The 20,496-nt window shown below is 66.0% G+C and carries 17 protein-coding genes and 1 tRNA gene; 10 read left to right on the forward strand and 8 right to left on the reverse strand.

Translation table 11 applies throughout. The features are described 5' to 3' along the window. Positions 1–13 precede the first annotated feature (13 nt). Together guaA and PY310_RS01205 are read left to right on the forward strand one after the other, a co-directional pair. A complete protein-coding gene (gene guaA / locus PY310_RS01200; RefSeq protein ID WP_275212316.1) occupies positions 14–1,603 on the forward strand; it encodes a glutamine-hydrolyzing GMP synthase in 1,590 nt (529 codons plus the stop codon). A gap of 128 nt (positions 1,604–1,731) precedes the next feature. Then, entirely contained in the window at positions 1,732–5,829 is a 4,098-nt protein-coding gene (locus PY310_RS01205) for an AAA family ATPase (protein ID WP_275212317.1), read from the forward strand. A 43-nt stretch (positions 5,830–5,872) separates the two neighbouring features. On the opposite strand, the gene PY310_RS01210 is transcribed toward PY310_RS01205, so the two are convergent. The 3 genes from PY310_RS01210 to PY310_RS01220 all read right to left on the reverse strand — a co-directional run bounded on the left by PY310_RS01210 (position 5,873) and on the right by PY310_RS01220 (position 7,771). Further along, positions 5,873–6,619: an RcpC/CpaB family pilus assembly protein gene (locus PY310_RS01210; protein ID WP_275212318.1), complete on the reverse strand. Its 747-nt coding sequence runs from the start codon at positions 6,617–6,619 to the stop codon at positions 5,873–5,875. A gap of 122 nt (positions 6,620–6,741) precedes the next feature. After that, a complete protein-coding gene (locus tag PY310_RS01215) occupies positions 6,742–7,014 on the reverse strand; it encodes an FmdB family zinc ribbon protein (RefSeq protein WP_275212319.1) in 273 nt (90 codons plus the stop codon). 136 nt (positions 7,015–7,150) lie between these two features. Continuing rightward, complete coding sequence (locus tag PY310_RS01220) at positions 7,151–7,771, reverse strand: 5-formyltetrahydrofolate cyclo-ligase (protein ID WP_275212320.1); 621 nt, start codon at positions 7,769–7,771, stop codon at positions 7,151–7,153. A 100-nt stretch (positions 7,772–7,871) separates the two neighbouring features. On the opposite strand from PY310_RS01220, the gene galU reads away from it, so the two are divergent. The 4 genes from galU (at position 7,872) to PY310_RS01240 (ending at position 10,585) form a co-directional block, all read left to right on the forward strand. After that, positions 7,872–8,777, forward strand: coding sequence for a UTP--glucose-1-phosphate uridylyltransferase GalU (galU, locus tag PY310_RS01225; RefSeq protein ID WP_275212321.1), 906 nt, complete (start codon positions 7,872–7,874; stop codon positions 8,775–8,777). Between the two features lie 5 nt (positions 8,778–8,782). Continuing rightward, positions 8,783–9,400 carry a GNAT family N-acetyltransferase gene (locus PY310_RS01230; protein ID WP_275212322.1) on the forward strand — a complete coding sequence of 206 codons (618 nt, stop codon included), beginning with the start codon at positions 8,783–8,785 and terminating at the stop codon, positions 9,398–9,400. Between the two features lie 108 nt (positions 9,401–9,508). Next, positions 9,509–10,432 (forward strand): hypothetical protein, encoded by a 924-nt coding sequence (locus PY310_RS01235; RefSeq protein WP_275212323.1) that lies wholly within the window; start codon positions 9,509–9,511, stop codon positions 10,430–10,432. A gap of 80 nt (positions 10,433–10,512) precedes the next feature. Beyond that, positions 10,513–10,585, forward strand: a tRNA-Ala gene (locus tag PY310_RS01240). A 49-nt stretch (positions 10,586–10,634) separates the two neighbouring features. Here PY310_RS01240 and PY310_RS01245 read toward each other — a convergent pair. Next, on the reverse strand, positions 10,635–11,744 hold the full coding sequence (locus PY310_RS01245) for a cytochrome P450 (protein WP_275212324.1): 1,110 nt from the start codon (positions 11,742–11,744) through the stop codon (positions 10,635–10,637). 332 nt (positions 11,745–12,076) lie between these two features. On the opposite strand from PY310_RS01245, the gene PY310_RS01250 reads away from it, so the two are divergent. After that, on the forward strand, positions 12,077–12,658 hold the full coding sequence (locus PY310_RS01250) for a hypothetical protein (protein WP_275212325.1): 582 nt from the start codon (positions 12,077–12,079) through the stop codon (positions 12,656–12,658). A gap of 162 nt (positions 12,659–12,820) precedes the next feature. After that, positions 12,821–14,416, forward strand: a complete 1,596-nt coding sequence (locus PY310_RS01255) for an ABC-F family ATP-binding cassette domain-containing protein (RefSeq protein WP_275212326.1) — start codon at positions 12,821–12,823, stop codon at positions 14,414–14,416. A gap of 12 nt (positions 14,417–14,428) precedes the next feature. Here PY310_RS01255 and corA read toward each other — a convergent pair whose 3' ends face one another. After that, positions 14,429–15,424 (reverse strand): magnesium/cobalt transporter CorA, encoded by a 996-nt coding sequence (gene corA / locus PY310_RS01260; RefSeq protein ID WP_275212327.1) that lies wholly within the window; start codon positions 15,422–15,424, stop codon positions 14,429–14,431. Then, positions 15,421–15,951 (reverse strand): Lrp/AsnC family transcriptional regulator, encoded by a 531-nt coding sequence (locus PY310_RS01265; RefSeq protein WP_275212328.1) that lies wholly within the window; start codon positions 15,949–15,951, stop codon positions 15,421–15,423. The genes corA and PY310_RS01265 overlap by 4 nt, the downstream gene beginning before the upstream one ends. Before the next feature lie 152 nt (positions 15,952–16,103). On the opposite strand from PY310_RS01265, the gene PY310_RS01270 reads away from it, so the two are divergent. Then, positions 16,104–17,345, forward strand: a complete 1,242-nt coding sequence (locus PY310_RS01270) for an MFS transporter (protein ID WP_275212329.1) — start codon at positions 16,104–16,106, stop codon at positions 17,343–17,345. A 12-nt stretch (positions 17,346–17,357) separates the two neighbouring features. Here the strand turns inward: PY310_RS01270 and PY310_RS01275 are convergent, their stop codons facing one another. Both PY310_RS01275 and PY310_RS01280 read right to left on the reverse strand, forming a co-directional pair. Next, on the reverse strand, positions 17,358–17,861 hold the full coding sequence (locus tag PY310_RS01275) for an Lrp/AsnC family transcriptional regulator (protein ID WP_275212330.1): 504 nt from the start codon (positions 17,859–17,861) through the stop codon (positions 17,358–17,360). Between the two features lie 165 nt (positions 17,862–18,026). Beyond that, positions 18,027–19,295: an MFS transporter gene (locus tag PY310_RS01280; protein WP_275212331.1), complete on the reverse strand. Its 1,269-nt coding sequence runs from the start codon at positions 19,293–19,295 to the stop codon at positions 18,027–18,029. A gap of 101 nt (positions 19,296–19,396) precedes the next feature. Between PY310_RS01280 and PY310_RS01285 the strand changes: the two genes are divergently transcribed. Next, entirely contained in the window at positions 19,397–20,383 is a 987-nt protein-coding gene (locus PY310_RS01285; protein WP_275212332.1) for a LysR substrate-binding domain-containing protein, read from the forward strand. Positions 20,384–20,496 lie beyond the last annotated feature (113 nt).

Genomic DNA, 20,496 nt, shown 5'->3' on the forward strand with positions numbered 1-20,496 from the left:
GTAGGCTAGGACGGTGACTACTCCCTCTGCACCCCAGACTTCCCAGAAGCCGGTGCTGGTTGTTGACTACGGTGCCCAGTACGCGCAGCTGATTGCCCGCCGCGTCCGGGAAGCGAACGTGTATTCGGAAGTGGTTCCGCATACCTACAGCACCGAGCAGCTCCTGGCCAAAAACCCCGCTGCCATCATTCTCTCGGGTGGCCCGTCCAGCGTGTACGCGGACGGTGCCCCGTCCGTCGGCGCCGATCTCTTTGAGGCCGGGGTTCCCGTGTTCGGCATCTGCTACGGCTTCCAGGCCATGGCCAACGCCCTGGGCGGCAAGGTGGATAAGACCGGCCTGCGCGAGTACGGCTCCACCCAGACCACCATCCTCGGCGAAGGCCGCTCCGTGCTCGAGGGGATGCCGCAGCACCAGAATACCTGGATGAGCCACGGCGACTCCGTGCACACCGCCCCTGAGGGCTTCGAAGTGCTGGCGACGACGGCGGGCGCCGAAGTTGCCGCGTTCGCCAACGAGGAAAAGGGCCTGTACGGCGTGCAGTGGCACCCGGAGGTGAAGCACTCGGCCTACGGCCAGCAGGTGCTGGAGAACTTCCTGTTCAAGGGCGCCAAGCTCGAGCCCAACTGGACCACGGGGAACATCCTCGAAGAGCAGGTGGACCGGATCCGTCAGCAGATCGGCGACGCCCGGGTCATCTGCGGCCTCTCCGGCGGAGTTGATTCCGCGGTTGCCGCCGCGCTCGTCCAGCGGGCCGTCGGCGACCAGCTCACGTGCGTCTTCGTGGACCACGGACTGCTGCGTGAAGGCGAAGCCGAACAGGTGGAGCGCGACTTCGTGGCCGCCACCGGCGTGAAGCTGTACGTGGCCAATGAGCAGGAGCGTTTCCAGGACGCCCTGACCGGTGTCAGCGACCCCGAGACCAAGCGCAAAATCATCGGCCGCGAGTTCATCCGCGCGTTCGAGGAAGCTGAACTGGCCATCATCGCCGAAGCGGCGGCCCACGGCGAGAAGATCAAGTTCCTGGTCCAGGGCACGCTGTACCCGGACGTCGTCGAATCAGGCGGCGGCGAAGGTGCAGCCAACATCAAGAGCCACCACAACGTGGGTGGCCTTCCCGAGGACCTGCAGTTCGAACTCGTGGAACCGCTGCGCGCACTCTTTAAGGACGAGGTCCGTGCCGTGGGGGCCCAGCTGGGGCTCCCGCAGGAAATCGTGGGACGCCAGCCGTTCCCCGGGCCCGGCCTCGCCATCCGCATTGTCGGCGAGGTCACCAAGGAACGCCTGGACCTGCTGCGCAAGGCGGACGCCATTGCCCGCGCCGAACTCACCGCAGCCGGCCTGGACAACGAAGTATGGCAGATGCCGGTGGTCCTGCTCGCCGATGTCCGCAGTGTTGGGGTCATGGGCGACGGCCGGACCTACGGCCACCCGATTGTCCTCCGCCCGGTGTCCTCCGAGGACGCCATGACGGCCGACTGGTCCCGCCTGCCGTACGATCTGCTGGCCCGGATCTCCAACCGGATCACCAACGAGGTGGAAGGCGTGAACCGGGTGGTGCTGGACGTGACCAGCAAGCCGCCGGGAACCATCGAGTGGGAATAACAGTGTGAGTGGCCGGTCTCCGTCAGCGGAGGCCGGCCATTGCTCTTATCCGTTCAAATCCCCTAATTTGGCCTGACCCCGTGTTGCGGTCTCTCATCCCGGCTCCTTTTGCGGCTACGCTCGAATCTATGCCGGTATGGTCCAGGGCGTCACGTGTAAACGCAGAAAAGAAGGCAGTAGTGTCAGTTGGTCAAGGCCACCCGGAGGGTTCTGAGGAGCTCGGAAAATGGCTGTCCGGGCTTAAACCCGTCACCGGGGCAGACACCATGCTGCGTTTCACCAAGACCCCGGAAGGCTCCATTGACCTGACCCACGCCCACCCCTCGGGGCTGGCGCAGCTGATGGCGGGCCGCCGCACCCGGCTGTCCACCCTGATCCGGGACCAGCAGCAGTACGTGGTTGCGGCCCGGGCCTCGCGGAATATCCGCTCAAAAATCTTTGAACTCGCAAACGACCGCGGGATCGACGCCGGGTATTTCTCCGCCGGCACTGTGGTGTGGACATCCGCCGTCGGAGGCAAGCCGCAGCGGATTTCCGCCCCGGTCATGCTCACAGCGATTTCGCTCACGGTCCGTCCCGGCGAGGACGATTACGAGCTTCAGCTCACCGAGCAGGCCCACATCAACCCGGCCTTGGTCCGGCACCTGAAGAACATTCACGGGATTGTGTTCGACGTCAATGCCGTCACCCGCCTCGCCTACAGCACCGCCCGCTTCGATCCGCAGCCGGTCCTGGACCGGCTGGCCACGCTGATCAGGCCCATCCACGGTGCCGAAGCCCAGCACAACCTGCTCGTCTCCACCTTTGCTGATCTGTCCGGCAACCTCGATGACCCCTGGATCAACGACGGCAACCCGCTGATCACTGCCCTGGCCAAGGCCGGCGGCGGCGAAGTGGTGGATGTCGAGGAACCGGACCCTTCGCGCTTTCCGAGCGTGGACGACCGCCACCCCGGCGACGAACTCCTGCTCCTTGACGCCGACCCGGACCAGCAGTACGTCATCGACGCTGCGCGGGCCGGTGACTCGCTGGTGGTCAGCACCCCGCCGGGCACGGGCCAGACCCAAACCGCGATCAACACCATCGGCGCACTCGTGGACGCGGGACGGTCAGTCCTGGTGGTCGGGGACCGCCGTGCCAGCCTGAACGAAGTATCCGGACAGCTGGAAGCCCTGGGCCTGGAGTCCATCCTCTTCCAGCTTTCCGGCACCGCCACACCCCAGCAGCTCAAAGCCCAGCTGGTGCGCGCCATTGTGCGCAACGAGAAATCTCTCGAGCCGCAGCTGGGAAACCTGCACAAGACCCTCACCGAACACCGTCACGCCCTGATGGACCATGTGGCCTCCCTGCACAACGTCCGCCAGCGCTGGGGCTGCTCGCCGTACCAGGCCATGCAGTCGCTCGCCGAACTGACCTCCATCCACCCGGCCCCGGCAACCACGGTGCGGCTCAAGCGCAGCGTGCTGGACAGCATCCGCGACCGCAACGAACTCGCCGGCCGGCTCCGGCGGGCAGCCGAGCTTGGCAGCTTCAGCCGGGCGTCCACCACCAGTCCATGGCACGGTGCCAGACTCCTCACCCGCAAAGAGACCGAGGAAGCCCAGGACCTGGCCCGCTCCGTCGCGAAGAACCTTCCGGTCCTCCGCGACCGGATGCACAGCGTGGCCGAGCACGCCGAGATCCGGCTGGGCAGTTCTTTTGCTGAATGGGGCGAGCAGCTCGAACTGCTGGTGGCGGTCCGCGAAAGCCTGGACAAGTTCACGCCCGACATCTTCGACCGGCCCGTCCATGACCTGATCTCGGCCACCGCCACCTCGGCCTGGCGCCGCGAGCGGAACATTGATATGGCGTCCATGCAGCGGTCCCGCCTGCGCCGGGTCGCCAAGGAGTACGTGCGGCCCGGTGTCCACATCGCTGACCTCCACAGTTCACTGGTGTTGGTCCAGGAACAGCGGGCGCTGTGGTCCGGCTACGCCACGACCCAGCGCCACCCGGCCGTTCCCTCAGGCCTCGCCGAAATGAACGTTCTGTACCGGTCACTGGACCGCGAGCTGACCGAACTGGGGGAGGCCCTCCGGCACACCCCGGCCGGCGGCTCGCTGGCCACTGCCCGCTATGAGGAACTCATGGAGCGGCTTGAGCGGCTGGTGGCGGACACCGACACGCTGAAGACCCTGCCCGAGCGCACCCTGCTGGTGGAAAACATGCGTGAGCATGGCCTGGGTGAACTCCTCTCCGACCTGGCGGACCGGGAAGTTCCGGCGGAGTCCGTGGCCGCCGAGCTTGAACTTGCCTGGTGGCAGTCGGCCCTGGAAGCCATGATCAGCGGCGATGATTACCTGGCCATGTCCGACGGCGACGCCCTCCGCCAGCTGGAGGCCGAATACCGGCTCGCGGACAACGCCCACATTGCCAGCGGTGCCGCGCGCCTGCGCTGGGACCTTTCCGAGCGGTGGAGCGCCGCGTTGGCGGAGCACCCGCGCCAGGCCCAGCTGCTCCGCAGCCTGCTCAAGGACGGCCGCGTGACACTGGCCGCCCTGACCGCCCAGGCGCCGGACCTCGTGCCGATGCTGGTTCCGGTCTGGTCGGTCAGCCCGTACCTGATGACCGGTCTCCTGCCGGCAGAACAGCGCTTTGATGCCGTGGTCATCCTGGACGCGGAAGCCACATCGCTGCAGGCGGTCCTGCCGTCCATTGCCCGCGCCAAGCAGGTGATTGCCTTCGGCGATGCCAAGATTGCCAGCCCCCGGACCTTTACCGTGGGCGTGGAGCGCCTGGCCGCCGGCGAAGCCGCCCACCAGCGGGTGGAAAGTGCCTACACCGCCCTCTCGGCCGTGCTGCCGGTGTGGCGCCTGAATTTTGTCTACCGTGCCGTCGATGAGGACCTGGTCCTTCAGCTGAGCAAGAATTTCTACGACGACGGTCTCCGCCGGCTGCCCGAGGGCCAGGCTGCCACCGGCCTGGACCGGGCGCTGACGGTTGAGTACCTGCCCGACGGGACGGGACTGCCGAGTGCCGATCACGAGGGCGTGGAGTCCGTGGTGGCCGAGGTCAACCGTGTGGTGCAACTGGTTTTTGAGCACGCACGGCTGCGTTCCCGCACGTCCCTGGCCGTGGTGACCGCAAGCCTCCGGCACGCGGCGCGGATTGGCGAGTCCATCCGGTTGCAGCTTCCCAACCACCCCACACTTGCCGGGTTCTTTGGCGGCGGGGCGGAGTCGTTCCGCGTGGTTGACCTGGAGCGGGCCCAGGGCCTGGTCCGCGACCACATCATCTTCTCGCCCGGCTTCGGCCGGACGCCCCATGGGCGGGCGCTGCATAATTTCGGTCCGCTTTCCGCTGAGGGCGGCCGGGAAAAATTTGCCCTCGCCATGACACGCGCCCGCCGGTCGATCCACGTCCTGACCTGCTTCCAGCCCGAAGACCTGGACCACACGCGGCTTTCGCACGGCGCCGTGGAACTCTACGAGCTGCTGAACCGCGAAATTGCCGGGAAGACAGACCTGGGCACCCCGGCGTCCCGGGCTGCCGCCAGCGAACAGGCCCTCGGCGCTGACCCGCTGGTGGCCGACCTCGGTGACCGGCTGCGGGCCCGCGGCGCACGCGTCTGGCATCAGTACGACGGCGTCATCGATGTGGTGGCGGCGGCTGACCCGCTGAGCACCATGGGTCAGGACGACGCGGATATCCCGTGGCCGGTGGCGATCGAATCCGACGGCACGGAACAGTACCGCACCATGAGCGTGCGCGAGCGGAGCCGTCTCCGTCCGCAGCTGCTCGAGCGGATGGGCTGGCGGTACATGCCGCTGTGGACCATCGAGGTCTTCACCGACCCGTCCACCTGCGCTGACCGGATTGCCGGCTACCTGGGACTCGAAAATGTCCTGCCTCCGGGACGGGGCACCGCCTCGGGTGGTTTCTTTGACGAGGACCTGGACTCGCGCCCGGCGGGAACGGCCGGAGATGATAGAAACGATGACCAGGCCCCACGCCTGGAGAGGGAGGCTGTTGTGACCCCGCAGGACCACGGCCAGGACAACACCGAAGACGGCGGCCAGCCGGACACCAACGGCGACGGCCAAGCCGCGCCCGTTGACCCGAAGGCCGGTACCGGGGGAATCCTGCCGAACAAGGCGGCTGAGGACGATCCCCGGAATTGGGGAGACGGCGCCGAAGACGATCATGACTCGTGGCTCAAGGAGAATAAACCGCCGCACTGGGGCTAACCGCGCCAGGTTGCCTGCAGGCCGCGCTGCGCCGCTCACCGCGTCACCCTTGGGCGGCGGGAGGTCCGACGAGGACAAAGAACAGCTTGCCCTGGGTGGACGCGCCGGCCAGGCGGGCGGCCTGTTCCGGGGCGGCCGCCACCACGATCAGCCCGTCCGTTTCAGCGGTCCCGAGCCATTGACCTGTCTTTCCGCCCTGCCCCGATGTCCAGAGGACCGGCACAGAGGAAGCGAGTACTTCGGACGGGGAGTTCTGGTCGTAGCCGTTGGCTCCGGTCAGCACCACGTTGACCAGCTGCCCGGGAGACACCAGCTGGATTGAGGAAGGGTCTGCCATCCTCAGCGGCACGGCGGCGGCACCTGCCGCTGTTCCGGTAAGGAGTCCCGGGCCCAGCAGCTGGGAATCCGTCAGCAGCTGCCCTTTGCGCAGGGGCGCCGCCAGCTGTTTGCCTGTCGCTTCGCCTGGCACGGTGATTGACCCGTCACTCACCAGCTGCGGGGGAATGCGCACGGACGCCAGATCGGCTGCTGCCAGGGCGGTGCCAGCGGGCAGGTCCCGCGCGGCCGCCAGCGTCGTGGCCGTGTCTGCGGGCGGGGGCGTGAGCTGATGGACGGTGATCCCGGCGGCAACGCACAGCAGGAGGGCGATGGCGAGACGCCGGTTCCGGCTCAGCCACGACAGGAATCTGCGGCGGCCGGGGCGGCGGGTGACTCCGGCCGCCGGCGGGCGGCGTACCGGGCGGACGGCGGATGCGGCTCCGCGTCCCGGACTAAAGAGAGTGGCTGGCATGGCACCCACGCTATGGTCCCGCGCCGGCGGGGCACAGGAGCGAAGATGCCTATGTGGATAACTTGGCTGCCGGCGTCGAACGCCGTGCCAAGGTGACTAACGAAGTGCGGTGATGACTACGTTCAGCTGGCTGCGGCTGCGGTTGCGGCGGCCGGGGCCGGTGCAGCTGCCGGGGCAGGCGCTGCCGCAGGAGCTGCAGAAACGGTGCTTCCCTTGGCGTCGCGGGAGTCCGTCCGGTAGAAGCCGGAGCCCTTGAACACCACACCGACGCTGTTGAACTTCTTGCGCAAGGCACCCTGGCACTCCGGGCATGACGTCAGGGTGCTGTCGGTAAACGACTGGAAAACGTCGAAGGCGTGGCCGCAATCCTTGCAGGCGTAGGCATAAGTGGGCACTGGTGATCCTCCTCTTGGGCAAACGAGAGGTCCTGCGCTGCCTTGAACGGGCGGGCCGTCCATTAGCAGTCTCAGGGCCTGAGTGCTAATTCTATCACCCCCGGCGGGGAGCTCCTTAGCACGCCGCCGGAGCTATTCAGGAGGGGGCCGCCAACCGAACCAGTCCGGACGGGGTCAAGGCAACGGGTACTTTGCGGTCGAACGCTTCGGCGGGGATGGTTCCGGCCGGGAGGACTTCAGTATCGAAGACGATGGCCGCCAGCGGGATCTCCAACCCTTCGCTGGCCAGTGAGCCGAGCAGGACGTCGTAGTAGCCGCCGCCCTGGCCGATCCTGTTCCCGCTCAGATCCAGTGCCGTGGCAGGCATCAGGAGGCCGGACACGGAAGCCATGATGGCCAGGTCATGCCGGGGGCCGGCGGGTTCCAGGACAGGGGCAAAGCGGCTGCGGACGAACTCTGTTTCCGGCGTCCACTGCGTCCAACTCAGCTGGCGCCCCGGTTCGCAAACCGGGAGCAGGACCGTGTGTCCGCGGCGGTGGAGTTCGCTGATAAGCGGCAGGGTGGGCGGCTCAGGCACCACGCCCAAATAGGCGCAAAAGGTCGACGGCGCAGCACCTGCCAGCTGCTCGGCCCATGTTGCGCCGTGGACGGCGATGGCGGCGCCGGCGGCGTCGCGCTGGCCCGAGGGCGTGGCCGTGCGCTGCGCCCGGTGGCGTGCCCGGATGCTTTCCTTGACGGCCCTGTCGTGCTCGGACATAGGGTCACCTCTTCCGCGTTGCAGATGTGCCTTCTGCCGGATGCAGGGCACGGGCGGGCAGGAATTATTGAATGGTCTGCCCCTCCGTTAGATTAGTCCAGTGACTACCTCTCAGCAGACTGTACGCAAGGCCGTAATCCCCGCAGCGGGTCTCGGCACCCGGTTCCTGCCGGCCACCAAAGCGATGCCCAAGGAAATGCTTCCGGTGGTGGACAAGCCGGCCATCCAGTACGTGGTTGAAGAGGCTGTCAACGTTGGACTGAACGACATCCTGATGATCACCGGACGCAACAAACGCGCCCTGGAGGATCACTTCGACAGGGTTCCCTCGTTGGAGGACACGCTGGAAGCCAAAGGCGATATGGCCAAGCTTGAGTCCATTCAGGCCGCCAGCAACCTCGGCGATATCCACTACGTCCGGCAGGGTGACCCCAACGGGCTGGGCCATGCGGTGCTTCGTGCAAGGCAGCACGTCGGCAACGAACCGTTCGCCGTCCTCCTGGGCGATGACCTGATCGATGCCCGGGATGATCTGCTCAGCACCATGATCGAAGTGCAGGCCAAAACCGGCGGATCCGTGGTGGCCCTCATTGAGGTGGAGCCCTCCCAGATCAGTGCCTACGGCTGCGCCGACGTCCAGGCCATTGACGGTGAAGGCTACGTCCGGATCAACAAGCTCGTCGAAAAGCCGGACGTAGACGAGGCTCCATCGAACCTGGCCGTCATTGGCCGCTACGTCCTCCACCCCGAAGTTTTTGACGTGCTGGAACGCACGGGCCCGGGCCGCGGCGGCGAAATCCAGCTGACGGACGCGCTGCAGGAACTGGCCGCCGGCGAAGGCGAAGGCTACGGCGTTTACGGCGTGGTGTTCCGCGGCCGCCGTTACGACACCGGGGACAAGCTCAGCTACCTTAAGGCCTGCGTTCAGCTTGCCATTGACAGCGAAGACCTCGGCCCCGGCCTTCGGGAATGGCTGCCGGGCTTCGCTGCCGGGCTCGCTAAGTAACTGCCGTGCGTCCCGGTCCGATCTGGCCGACCACGCTGGAGTGTGGTGACCTGGTCCTGCGCCCCATCAGGTACCGGGACAAGCGGGAATGGACCGAGGTGAGGTCACGCAACCGGAAGTGGCTGGAGCCCTGGGAGGCTTCCAATCCCGCTCCCGGCGGCCTTCTCCCGGACTACCGGCAGATGGTCAGGTCGCTGAAGATCCAGGCGGCCCAGGGCACCGCCTTGCCGTTCCTGATCACCGAACGCACGCCACGGTCCGCAGCGCCGGCAATCGTTGGCCAGCTGACGGTGTCCTCCATTGTGTGGGGTTCGGCCATGATGGCCACCCTGGGGTACTGGGTTGACCAGGCACGGGCGGGGCATGGCATCGCGCCCACCGCAGTCGCGTTGGCCACCGACCATTGTTTCCAGGTCCTCGGACTGCACCGGATGGAGATCAACATCCGCCCGGAGAACGGCCCCAGCCTGCGGGTGGTGGAAAAGCTTGGCTTCCGCGACGAGGGTTACCGGCCCAGGTTCCTGCACATTAACGGGGCATGGGCTGACCACCGGTCGTTCGCGTTGACGGCGGAAGAAGTACCTGAAGGGCTGCTCAACCGGTGGCTGGCATCCCGGGCCTGACCTGCCAAGGCTCTTCCCGGGTCATAAATCCATTGATTTGCCACGTTGCCCGCGACACACCGAGCCTAATGCGGGAGGCGCTGGCGGAATGCTCATACGGTTTTGATTGTGGACATCCCCCTAAGCAGCTCCGTGATCCTTGTGGTTGCCGTTGTGCTCTGGATCGTATGGGTTGCGCCTTACGTCCTGCGGAACCGGCGGCACCAGGCCCACGCCGCTGCCGAGTTTTTCGCAGATGTTCCAGCTATTGAATCATCCGACCCACGAGCCGGGATGGTCATGAATATCGCCGCCCCGCAGGAGAAAGCCATGGATATCAGGAAGAGCCCCGAAACCGTAGCCGCGCCATCCGGCAGTGCAACGACGGGCGCGTTCCGGATCCGATACGGCCGCACCGCACTTGCCCTCGCCGGTGTGGTTGGGCTGCTGACAGCTTTCATTTCCACCGTGCTGCTCCTCTTCGGGCTGGGAACCGCCCTGCTGCCGGTCGCGGGGATGGCAACCACCGTCGTCGCTGTGGCGCTGCTGCGTTTCCTCGCCGTGCGGGACCGCAAAGCCAAAGTGCAGGCCGCCTTCCGCTCGGCCATGAGCGCCCCGGTCCGGGCCCGGGAGGCGGTCTCCGACGCGCCGGACGAGCCACGCCCGGCTGTCCAGCCGGAAAGCCCGCTGTTCGATGCCGAGGCCCACGCGCCTGCGCCGAAACCGCTGACAGCGATGGAGCTCAGGGAAGCCGCCCTCGCCGTGGCTGTCGCCGCGGGAGACGCCAGCGCCGGCGGAGCCGTTAAGCCTGAGCCGGTCGAAACCACCTGGGAACCCGTCGATGTGCCCAAGCCTGTCTATGTGGAGGCCGCAAAGGCTGAGCGTCCTGCTCCCGAACCGCTTGACCTTCCGGAAGCGCCCAAGGCCGTGGGAAAGCCGTCCCTGAAGCAGGGAACCCCCGCTGTTCCGCCCGTGCCGTCAGCCAAGCCGCTCACCAAGGCCCAGAGCGCCCTCAGCAACCTCGACGACGTCCTGCAGCGCCGCCGCGCCTGATCTCAATTGGCAATGCGAAAGGAATATTTGTAGCCTAAGTTCACCGGTATCGTTGCTCCTCCCGGGAGACGGACTGTTCCGGGGCTATAGCTCAGTGGGTAGAGCGCTTCGTTCGCATCGAAGAGGTCAGGAGTTCGAATCTCCTTAGCTCCACAATTCAGGCCAGTAAGGCCACTGCTCCGGACTCCTGCTTCCGTTGTGATCAGGCCGGCTGCCAATTCACCGGGAGCTCCTTCAGCCCGTAAACGATGGTGCTTTCCATGCGTTCCAGCCGGGCCTCCGGAGCAAGGGTGAGCCCGGGCAGCCGAGACAGCAGGGCCGCCAGTGCGATCCGTGCTTCGAGCCGGGCCAGCGGTGCGCCGAGGCAAAAGTGAATCCCGTGGCCGAAGGCCAAATGCCTGTTCTGCCCGCGGTCGACGTCGAACTCGGCCGGACGCTCGAAGTGCCGCTCGTCGCGGTTGGCGGAGCCGATCCACGCCACGACCGGTGCGCCGGCGGGTATCACGTCCTCGCCCAGGGTAGCCTCCGCCACCGTCATGCGGTACATGGACTGGACCGGCGACCGAAAGCGCAGCACTTCTTCGATGGTCGGGGGAAGCAGCGCTTGTTCCGTCAGGAGGCGTTCGATGGTGCCGGGCTTCTCCGTGAGGCACAGGACGGCGTTGCCGATCAGGTTGGTGGTGGTCTCATTGCCGGCTACGAGCAGCAGAGCGCAGAAGCCGAGCAGTTCGGGCACCGTCAGTTTCTGGCCATCAATCTCGGCGGACAGCAGGACGCTGATGAGGTCCTTGCCGGGCCGGCTGCGGCGCTGATCGATCAGGGCCAGGAAGTACTCCGTGATCTCGGTGTTGGCGGCGTAGTGCTCCTCCGTGGCCGACCCGGTCCGGGTCTGGCTGACGATCACATCGGACCAGTATTTGAAGCGCTCACGGTCCTGGGCCGGGATGCCCATGAGCTCGGAGATCACAATGACCGGCAACGGGTACGCCAATTCCTTTATCAGGTCCGCGCTGCCGCGGGCTTGAATTCCCTGAAGTAGTTCGTCCGTGAGCCCCTGGATACGGGGTGTCAGCGCATCCACTGCTTTGGGCGTGAAGGCCTGGGTCACCAGCGAGCGTAGCTGCCGGTGCCTTGGGGGATCGGTGACGATCAGGCTGGAGGCGAACAGCTGTCCGCTGCCCGATCCGTTGTCACCGCCCATGCGTGACGAGAAGGTCGCAAATTCGGACAGTACCCGCTGCACATCGTCATACCGGAAGACGTGCCAGCTTCCCGTTTGTTCGTCATGGAAGACGGGGGCGGTTTTCCGCATTCGTTGGTAGTGCGGAAATGGGTCGAGCTGATCTTCAGTGGACTGGAGGAAGTCCATGGCCGGCCTCTCTGCGCGCCTGGGCTCCGTCGGCCAGGCAGACGCCGGGGTTTGTGCCGACTGAGCGTTGAACCCTGATTTTATCCAAAGCAGGCTCCGAGGTCATTAGCGTACGGCAGGCCGCCGTCGGGGTTGCCCGCCCCGCTGACTCCGCCCCTCCGGAGGGACGCCAGTTCACAATATTGTTGCTGGCGGCCATTGGCGGGGCTATCTTGGAGCTATCCCCGGGGCCGTGCTGGGACGGCTGCCTGCGGCGGGTCTTGCGGAGGTATCTCATGAGTTACATCCCGGTCAGCCGACGCACCATCCGGCGGCACCGCGAATCCGAACGGTCCACCCGACGCCTGGTATTCGCCCTTTCCGTTGCCGCTGTGGTGGCCTGGCTGCTGTCGGTCGCGTCCTCCACCATGGTCCATGTGGACGGGCCGGCCGAAAGCATCGACCTCGTTGTACACGACCTGTTCCTCGTGGTGGCTTTTGGCGCCATCATTCTGGTCGACTGGCACGGTTTCCTCTGGCTCATTGGCCGCCGGGACCTCGCGGAGATCATCCGGCTCGACGGGGCCGCAACACCCCTCATCTGGGGTGGTCTGGTTGGTTTGCTGGCCACCGGCGTGTTCCTGGGCCCGCACCTGAGCAACCCCCTGACCGAGGTCAAACTCACGGCGATCCTGGTGCTCAGCCTGAACGGAATACTGCTGATCCCCCTCATGCGGAGGCTGGCACGGTTGCCGGTCAAGGCAGCGTTCACGGACCTGAGTGCCGGTCAACGGGTGCATCTGGTGTCCTGCCTGATGATCTCCCAGCTGTGCTGGTGGACCGCAATCATCATCGGGTTCATCAACGCGGCCTCCTGAGGCAGGGGATTTGGCCGCCCGGGAGACCGCTAGGATCAGACAGGGTGCCTTGATCAACGTGAGCCTGCCGCACCGCCCCACACACCCACTGATTTGGCCGCGATCGTGAAACCGGCCGGGCGTTCCGTGCCCATCAGTCAGCATCTGAAGAGGACATCACCCATGAGTTTGATCCGGCTGAACGACGTCAACGTCAGTTTCGACAAAAGCCAAGTTCTCCGCGAAGCCTTCTTCAAGCTCGAGGCCGGAGACCGGGTGGGTCTGATCGGCAAGAACGGATCCGGCAAGTCCACCATCCTCAAACTGGTCCAGGGCCAGGTTGAACCGGACTCCGGCGCAGTCGCCGTCGAGTTGGGCACCAGGCTGGCGTACTTCTCCCAGTTCTCAGAGCTGAACGGTGAGTCCACCATTTCAGAGGTCCTGGACGGCCTGTTCGCGCACGTGAAGGCGATCGAAGCCGAGCTGGCCGGCATCGACGCCGCCATCGCCACCGATTCCTCCGATGCCGCCCGGCTGGATGAGCTGATCCACCGCCAGTCCGAGCTGTTTGAGGCCATGGACCACTTGGACGGCTGGGACTACCGGCGCAGCATCGATAAAGTCCTCACCACCCTCGGCTTCAGCGAACACCACCGCACCTGTGCCATCGACGAGCTCTCCGGCGGCTGGCGGAACCGGGCGGCGCTGGCGAAGATCCTGTTGGAGGCCCCGGACGTCCTGCTGCTGGATGAGCCGACCAACTATCTGGACGTTGCCGGCGTCGAATGGCTCGAAAGCTGGTTCAGGACGTTCAAGGGCGCGGCGATCATCGTCTCGCATGACCGGAAATTCCTGGACTCCGTTGTCACGCGGATCATCGAGGTGGAGAACTACCACCTCCACGAGTACCCGGGGAACTTCGCCGAATACGTGGTTGCCAAACAGTTCCGGCTCAAAAGCCTGGAGAGCCAGTTTGTTCACGAGTCGGAGCTGCTGGCCTTCGAGGCCGAGGGTATTTCGGACCGCCGCGAGGCTGCCAAGGCCGCTGGCAAGGGCCTGGCAAACCAGCTGGCCCGCATCAAGAAGTCCAGGGCGCCGCGGCCCGTGGACCAGATCATCACGGAGATCTACGGCGGTCTCTACGTCAAGGACGTTCTGTGCCGCGTGGAATCCCTGGGCAAGGCCTACGGCGGCAGGACGCTCTTCAGCGATCTGAGTTTTGAGATCGGCCGCGGCCACCGGATCGCCGTCATCGGAGCCAACGGCAGCGGCAAGACGACGCTGCTGCGGGCGCTCACGGGGGAGGAGCCGGCCGATGCCGGCACGGTGGCCTGGGCCAAGGGCGCGGGCATGGTTTCGTACAACCAGGTGCTTGAGGAGCTGGACGACGACGACACGGTCACCCACGCGGTGAACGCGATGCCGGACAGCCTGGCCCTGACGGCGACGAAAAAATCGGTCAACAGGTTCCTGGCGATGTTCCAGTTTTCCGAAGCCGACCTCAAGCAGAGAATCGGCAACCTCTCCGGCGGCCAGCGCGCCCGCGTGGCGATGGCCCAATGCCTGCTCTCCGGCGCCTCGGTGCTGCTCCTTGACGAGCCCACCAACCACCTTGACCTGTCCAGCACCCAGGTCATGGAGCGCGCCCTGCTGCACTTTCCGGGCGCCGTGGTGGTGGTCAGCCACGACCGTTTCTTCACGGACAAGATCGCCAACCGGAGGCTGGTGTTCAGCACGGCAGACTCCGGCCACGGGACCGTTGACCTGCACGCGAGCTAATATCCGGCGCGGCTAAAGCCAGCCCTTCCTCTTGAAAATGGCGTACATCAGCGTTGCGGTGGCTGCCATGAGCACAATGGCCATGGGATAGCCGGCGGCCCAGTGAAGTTCGGGCATGTGGTCGAAGTTCATCCCGTACACCCCGGCCACGAACGACGGCGCGAAGAAAATGGCCGCCCACGATGAGATCTTCTTGACCTGTTCGTTCTGTTCGGCGCTCGCCTCGTTCTGCCGGTTGGCGGTCAGGGTTCCGTCCAAGGTGAGCGCGTTCTGCAGCAGGTCACGGAACGAATCCGCACGCGAGATCACCCGTTCCACGTGGTCCTCCACGTCCCGAAGGCTGTGTTGGAGTTCGGTGTTCACGCTGTACTTTTCGAAGCCCCGCCTGAGCTGCTGCATCATCTCCGGCAGGGGATGGATGGCGCGCTGGAACTGGATGACTTCGCGGGCCAGCTCGTAGATCCGGCGTGAGACGCTGCTGTCTCCGCTAAACAGCTGGTCTTCGATCTCGTCGATATCGTTTTCCAGGCCCGCCACCACCGGCGCGTAATCGTCCACCACCATGTCCAGCAGGGCATAAAGGACCGCTTCCGGGCCGTGCCGGAGCAGGTCCGGCCGGCCCTCCAGACGACGCCGCACCCGGCCCACCCCGGCCATTTCGGCATGGCGAATGGTCACCACGAAGTTCCGGCCGGTAAAGACGTGCAGTTCGCCGAACTCGACGGTCTCGGTGGAGTCCAGGTAGCGTGCGGGCCGGAGCACCGTAAACAGGTTGTCCTCGTACCGCTCCAGCTTGGGCCGCTGATGCGCCGAAACGGCATCCTCCACCGCTAAGGCATGCAACCCGAACTCGTCGGCCACGGCAGCCATTTCCTCGGCAGTGGGCCGGTACAGCCCGATCCAGGCCATCCCGCCGTGATGGGTGAGGGTTTCAAACGTCTGCTCCAGGCTTTGCGGCTCTGCACTGCGGAGGCCGTCAACATAGACGGCGTTATCAATAATGGTCACGTCAGGTCATCCATCCTGGGAATCCTAGCCTTGCCCGGCGCGGCCTGCGCCAGCCGGCTGATCAGGGGTTCGGTGCGGTAGGGGATATGGGTGTGGAGTGCCAGGACCGTTTCGGTGCGAATGACACCCTTGATGCGGAGGATCTGGCGGAGGGCGGACTGCAGGTTGTGGGTATCGGTGGCCACAACCCGGCACCACACATCGCCCCGGCCGGAAATCTCGTGGACCTCCAAAACCTGCGGCAGGAGCCGCAGCGAGCCCACCACTCCGTCCAGTTCCCGGTGGGTCACTTCGATCGTGACGAAAGCGACGACGTCGTACCCCACCGCCGCGAGATCAATCTCGCGGCCGCCGTCGTGCAGCACCCCCGCCCGCAGCAGGCGCCGGACGCGCGATTGAGCCGTGTTCCGTGCAATGCCCAGCAGTTCGCTGAGTTCCCCGATCTGGACGCGGGGATCACGAATGAGCTCCAGCAGTATTTTCAGGTCGGTTGAGTCGAGAGTATGCAAACCGTCACTTTCAGTCATGGCTGTTTCCACAAATTGCGTGTTTTGCTCAATTCAACCACGTAGCGCGGCTCCATCCGGCAGCAATAGACCACAATTTTGGATATCCACGTACACCCCGGGGCGCATCCCACAAGGACCTCAAACCCCGGCAGATGCCAAGGCCACCCCTCATGACCGTCTTCAATGAACTCCGCATGCGCCCGTCCACAGCCGCGAGCCGGGGATGGAACGCCTCCACCACAGCCCGGCTGGTCATGGCAGGGGCCGTGATCTCCCTGCTGCTGGTCGGTGCGAACCTGGCCACACCCCTCTACCCGCTGCTGCAGGCAAACCTGGGGCTCTCGCCGCTCGGGGTGACCGCCGCCTTTGCCAGCTACGTCCTGGCGCTGGTGGCCACGCTGCTGCTGGCCGGGCACTGGTCCGATCATATTGGCAGGCGGGCCGCGCTTATCCTTGCTGTCCTGGCTGGACTGGCCGGCGGGTGGATGTTCCCCCAGGCCGGGAACCTGCTGGCGTTGTCGGCCGGCCGGGCGCTGCAGGGTGTGGCTGTTGCGCTGGCCACCGGTGCCAGCGCTGCCGCCCTGCGGGAACTGCTCCCGTCCCGCCCCGAGTGGGCCTCCCGCTTCACCCTGCTGGCCACGGCCGGCGGCGTGGCGGCGGGTCCTGTCATCGGCGGCGTGCTGTCCCTGCTGCCCGGACCCACGACGGCACCCTACTATGTCCATTCCGTGGCACTCGCCGGAATGCTCGTGCCCTTGGTCCTCCTGAACGCCCGGCCCGCCATTAAGCCTCCGGCCGGACCGAGGCCCATCCTGGTCCTGGCTCCGCGCCGGCCGTCGGTGTCCACTGAGGCGCGGGGTGCCTTCTGGCTCGCCGCCGCCGTCGGATTCCTCAGCTTTTCCGTTTTTGGTTTTTGTCTCTCCCTGGCACCGGGCTACTTCGCGCAGGCCCTGGACACCGGCTCCCGCCCGCTGATCGGTGCCCTGGCCGGTTTGACGCTTGGCGCCTCGGCGCTGAGCCAGCTGCTGGCAGCACGTGGACGCTTTGTGGTTCCGGCCGGCCTGGCGGTCCTGGGGATGGCCGTGCTGCTGCTGGCCACCGCCGCGGCCTGGCACAGCCTGTGGCTGCTGGTGGCGGCCAGTGTCTGTGCCGGGCTCGGTCAGGGCGTAGCCTTCCGGACCGTTTTCAACGATGTGGCCGCCAAAGTGGAGGTTTCGCAGCATGCCCAGGTGGTCAGCACTGTCTACGTCATCACCTACCTGGGCAGTGCCGTCCCGGTCATCGGGCTGGGCTGGGCCACCGCCGCGTTCGGGCTGGAGGCCGCAGTCATGGCGTTTGTGACCGTGTGCTGCGCTGCCGCAATGGCACTCGCCGTTGTGACTTTCCGGACCGCGCTGCAGCGGCAACGTTAGGAGCGGGAAGGGCTAGACCGGCAGCGGTCCGTGATTGCCCTGGATGTGCTCGAAGACGAGGGTGGTTTCGGTGTGGCCCACAACGGGGTCGGTGGCCAGGTTGTCCAGGACCCAGTCCCGCAGGTCCTCGGTGCTTCCGACGGCGATGTGCAGCAGGTAGTCCACGGACCCTGAGGTGTGGAAGGTTGAGAGCACTGCGGGCAGGTGGGGCACCCGCGCCGTAAAGCGGTCGATCTGATCCCGATCGTGTGCCCGGAGCCGGACTGCCACCAACGCCTGGACAGACCGGCCGATCGCAGAGAGGCTGAGCTTGGCTTCAAAGCCTTGGACGATCCCTCGCTCGGACAGTGCACGGGTCCGCATGAGGGCGGTGGAGGGGGCAATGCCCACCAGCTCGGCCAGTTGCTTGTTGGAGATCCTCGCATCGTCCACCAGGGCGGCGAGGAGCCGCTCGTCAATGGCATCCAGTGGTTCGACGTGGCTTCCCGGCCGGATGTTTTTTGGGTTGGTGCTCATGGGATCTCCTCAAATGTCCTTGAGTTCATCCTAGACGTCCGATTCCGCCCGATCATCTTCGGTCAGAGCCGATTCCCGAACAATCGCCAGAGGTACGGGCGGTTTCGTACAGATAGTTCTGCACGGGGCCCGGGCACGACCCCGCCCGCCCGCGACTTCCCCTGCTCACGGCTGTACCGGCGGGTTCAGCCGCGGATGCACCACGGCGACCGTCACTGCCGTTACGAACGTCATGGCCACGATGACAAGGGTCAGGGCTGTCCAGCCGAGCGATTGGAAGAGCAGTCCGCCGGACCAGCCGATGAGGCTTGAGCCAAGATAGTAGGCTAGGTTGTAGAGCGATGCTGCCTGCGCCCGGCCGGTGGTGGCGATGGTTCCGGTCCAGCCGGAGCCGATGCTGTGTGCCGCGAAAAACCCGCCGGTAAAAATCACCAGCCCGGCAAGGATGACGGCCAGCACCGGTGTGAGCGTCAGGGCAAGGCCCGCGGCCATCAGCCCAAGGCCTGCCAGCAGCACACTCCGGCGGCCGAAACGGGCCGTCAGGCCGCCGGCCCACCGGGAGGTCACGGTCCCTGACAGGTAGGCGAGGAAGATGAAGCTGATCAGGGTGGCCGGGAGCGCGAACGGCTCCGCGGACAGCCGGAAGCCCAGGTAGTTGTAAACCGCCACGAAGCCTCCCATCATCAGGAACGCCTGGACATAAAGCGCCAGCAGCCGGGGGTTCCGTAAGTGGCCCCCGAGCGTTGCCAGGGCGCCGCGAAGGCCGGCCTTTCTGGTGGCCGCGAACCCTTTGGCCCGGGGGATGAGGATCAGGAAGAGGACGGCGGCCACGGTTGCCAGCAGGGACACCGCCAGGGCCGCTGTCCGCCAGCCCCACACATCACCCACGGGGCCCGCAACCAGCCGGCCGGCGAGGCCGCCCAGGGTGGTGCCGGCAACGTAGCTTCCTGCCGCCACGGCCGCATGGGCGCGGTTCACCTCTTCATTCAAATAGGCGATCGCGATCGCCGGAATTCCGCCCAGGGCCATGCCTTCGAACAGCCGGAGGGCAAGCAGCATCCCCAAGGTGGGCGCCAGTGGCACCAGGAGCCCAAAGGCGGTGGCTGCCGAAATGCCCCAGGCCATCGCCTTGACCCGGCCGATCCTGTCCGCCAGGAAGGACCAAGGGATAACGGTGACAGCCAGCCCCACTGTCGCCAGTGAGATCGTCAGCGCTGCCTCGGCGGCCGTGACCTGAAGGTCCGCAGCCATGATTGGCAGCACAGCCTGGGTGGAGTAGAGCTGGGCAAAGGTGGCCACGCCCGCGAAGGCCAGCCCCGCGAGGATCTTGCCGTAGGCGGCCGAGCCTTTAGGGTGGCCCTGCCAGGCATTCCCCTGGGACCCGCTGCTTCCGGAGGGGGCGGGCGATCCGGGTGGGGTGGCAAGGTCTGGCATGAATCAAGGGTAGGGGTTACGGATTCATGCTTCCAATGCATGATCCAATTAGTATCAATAGCGAAGATGGAACGTTTACAGGCGCAACGAAGGACGAACCCGTGCTCACCGATCATCAGCAACTCTCAAAGCTCCTGCCGCTGCTGCCCATCCTTGCGAAACTCGGCCGCACGCAGCACGTCACGGAAACGGCCGAACTGCTCGGAGTACCCCAGTCAACGGTGAGCAGGGCGCTGTCCCGGGCCAGCGCCGTCGTCGGAACTGAACTGGTCATCCGGGACGGGCGGGGAGTGCGCCTCACGGCGGCCGCCACGACCCTGCTTCCCTATATCGACGCGGCACTGAGTGAATTCCAGGCCGGACTGGACCTGGTGCGGCACGAATCGGATGTGGTGCGGGGAAAGATTTCGCTGTCCTTCCAGCACACGTTCGGCGAGGCCACGCTGCCCCTGCTCATCAGTGCCTTCCGCAGCCGGCACCCGGAGGCGGGTTTCATCCTGCGGCAGGGGGCCCGGGACGCCTGCCTCGCGGAACTCGCCGCAGGACAGGCGGATCTCGCCCTTACGGCGCCTGTGCCCGGCGCCAGCAGCAGCATCGCCTCGAGCGCCCTGTACCGCGAGCCCCTGCGGCTGGTGGTACACCACGGCCACCCGCTGGCAGGCCGCCGCAGTGTGGCGCTGCAGGACATCCGCACAGACCCGTTCGTGGCGCTTGAACCGGGGTACGGCATGCGCTCGCTCACCGACGCGCTTTTCCGTGAGGCGGGGTTCCGCGCCCGGATCGCGTTCGAAAGCCAGGACACGCACACAGCCCGCGGCCTGGTCTCCGCGGGTCTTGGGGTCAGCATCCTCCCGCCGGGCGGCCACGGGCCAGGACGGCATGTCAGCCCGGAAACCGGAAACCTGGGCTGGGTTGAGCTGCCGCTGGAGTCTGCCCTCGCCTACCGGGAGATCGGACTCGGCTGGCGCCGGCGGAAACCCGGACCGGACGCGGAACCGGATGCCGTCAAGTATTTCCGCGAACTGGTGCTGCAGGAAGGGCCGGAACTTCTGGCCGGCCTGGTGGCCGCGCGCTCGCAGGGCAGCTGAGGAAGGTCGTTTGGGACACGACGACGGCCCTTCAGTAGGCTGATGGGGTGACTGACACCGAGCACCCCCAGGCCGCGCCCTCCGGAAACCAGCCCGGAACCGTACCATCTTCC

The sequence above is a fragment of the Pseudarthrobacter naphthalenicus genome (genome assembly GCF_029076445.1).
Lineage (GTDB): Bacteria > Actinomycetota > Actinomycetes > Actinomycetales > Micrococcaceae > Arthrobacter > Arthrobacter naphthalenicus.

Excerpts from the sequence above, each read along its gene's own strand:
- PY310_RS01205 (WP_275212317.1), top strand. The coding sequence starts at position 1,732 with ATGCCGGTATGGTCCAGGGCGTCACGTGTAAACGCAGAAAAGAAGGCA.
- PY310_RS01210 (WP_275212318.1), bottom strand. The coding sequence starts at position 6,619 with ATGCCAGCCACTCTCTTTAGTCCGGGACGCGGAGCCGCATCCGCCGTC.
- PY310_RS01220 (WP_275212320.1), bottom strand. The coding sequence starts at position 7,771 with ATGTCCGAGCACGACAGGGCCGTCAAGGAAAGCATCCGGGCACGCCAC.
- PY310_RS01245 (WP_275212324.1), bottom strand. The coding sequence starts at position 11,744 with ATGCGGAAAACCGCCCCCGTCTTCCATGACGAACAAACGGGAAGCTGG.
- PY310_RS01250 (WP_275212325.1), top strand. The coding sequence starts at position 12,077 with ATGAGTTACATCCCGGTCAGCCGACGCACCATCCGGCGGCACCGCGAA.
- PY310_RS01255 (WP_275212326.1), top strand. The coding sequence starts at position 12,821 with ATGAGTTTGATCCGGCTGAACGACGTCAACGTCAGTTTCGACAAAAGC.
- PY310_RS01265 (WP_275212328.1), bottom strand. The coding sequence starts at position 15,951 with ATGACTGAAAGTGACGGTTTGCATACTCTCGACTCAACCGACCTGAAA.
- PY310_RS01270 (WP_275212329.1), top strand. The coding sequence starts at position 16,104 with ATGACCGTCTTCAATGAACTCCGCATGCGCCCGTCCACAGCCGCGAGC.
- PY310_RS01275 (WP_275212330.1), bottom strand. The coding sequence starts at position 17,861 with ATGAGCACCAACCCAAAAAACATCCGGCCGGGAAGCCACGTCGAACCA.
- PY310_RS01280 (WP_275212331.1), bottom strand. The coding sequence starts at position 19,295 with ATGCCAGACCTTGCCACCCCACCCGGATCGCCCGCCCCCTCCGGAAGC.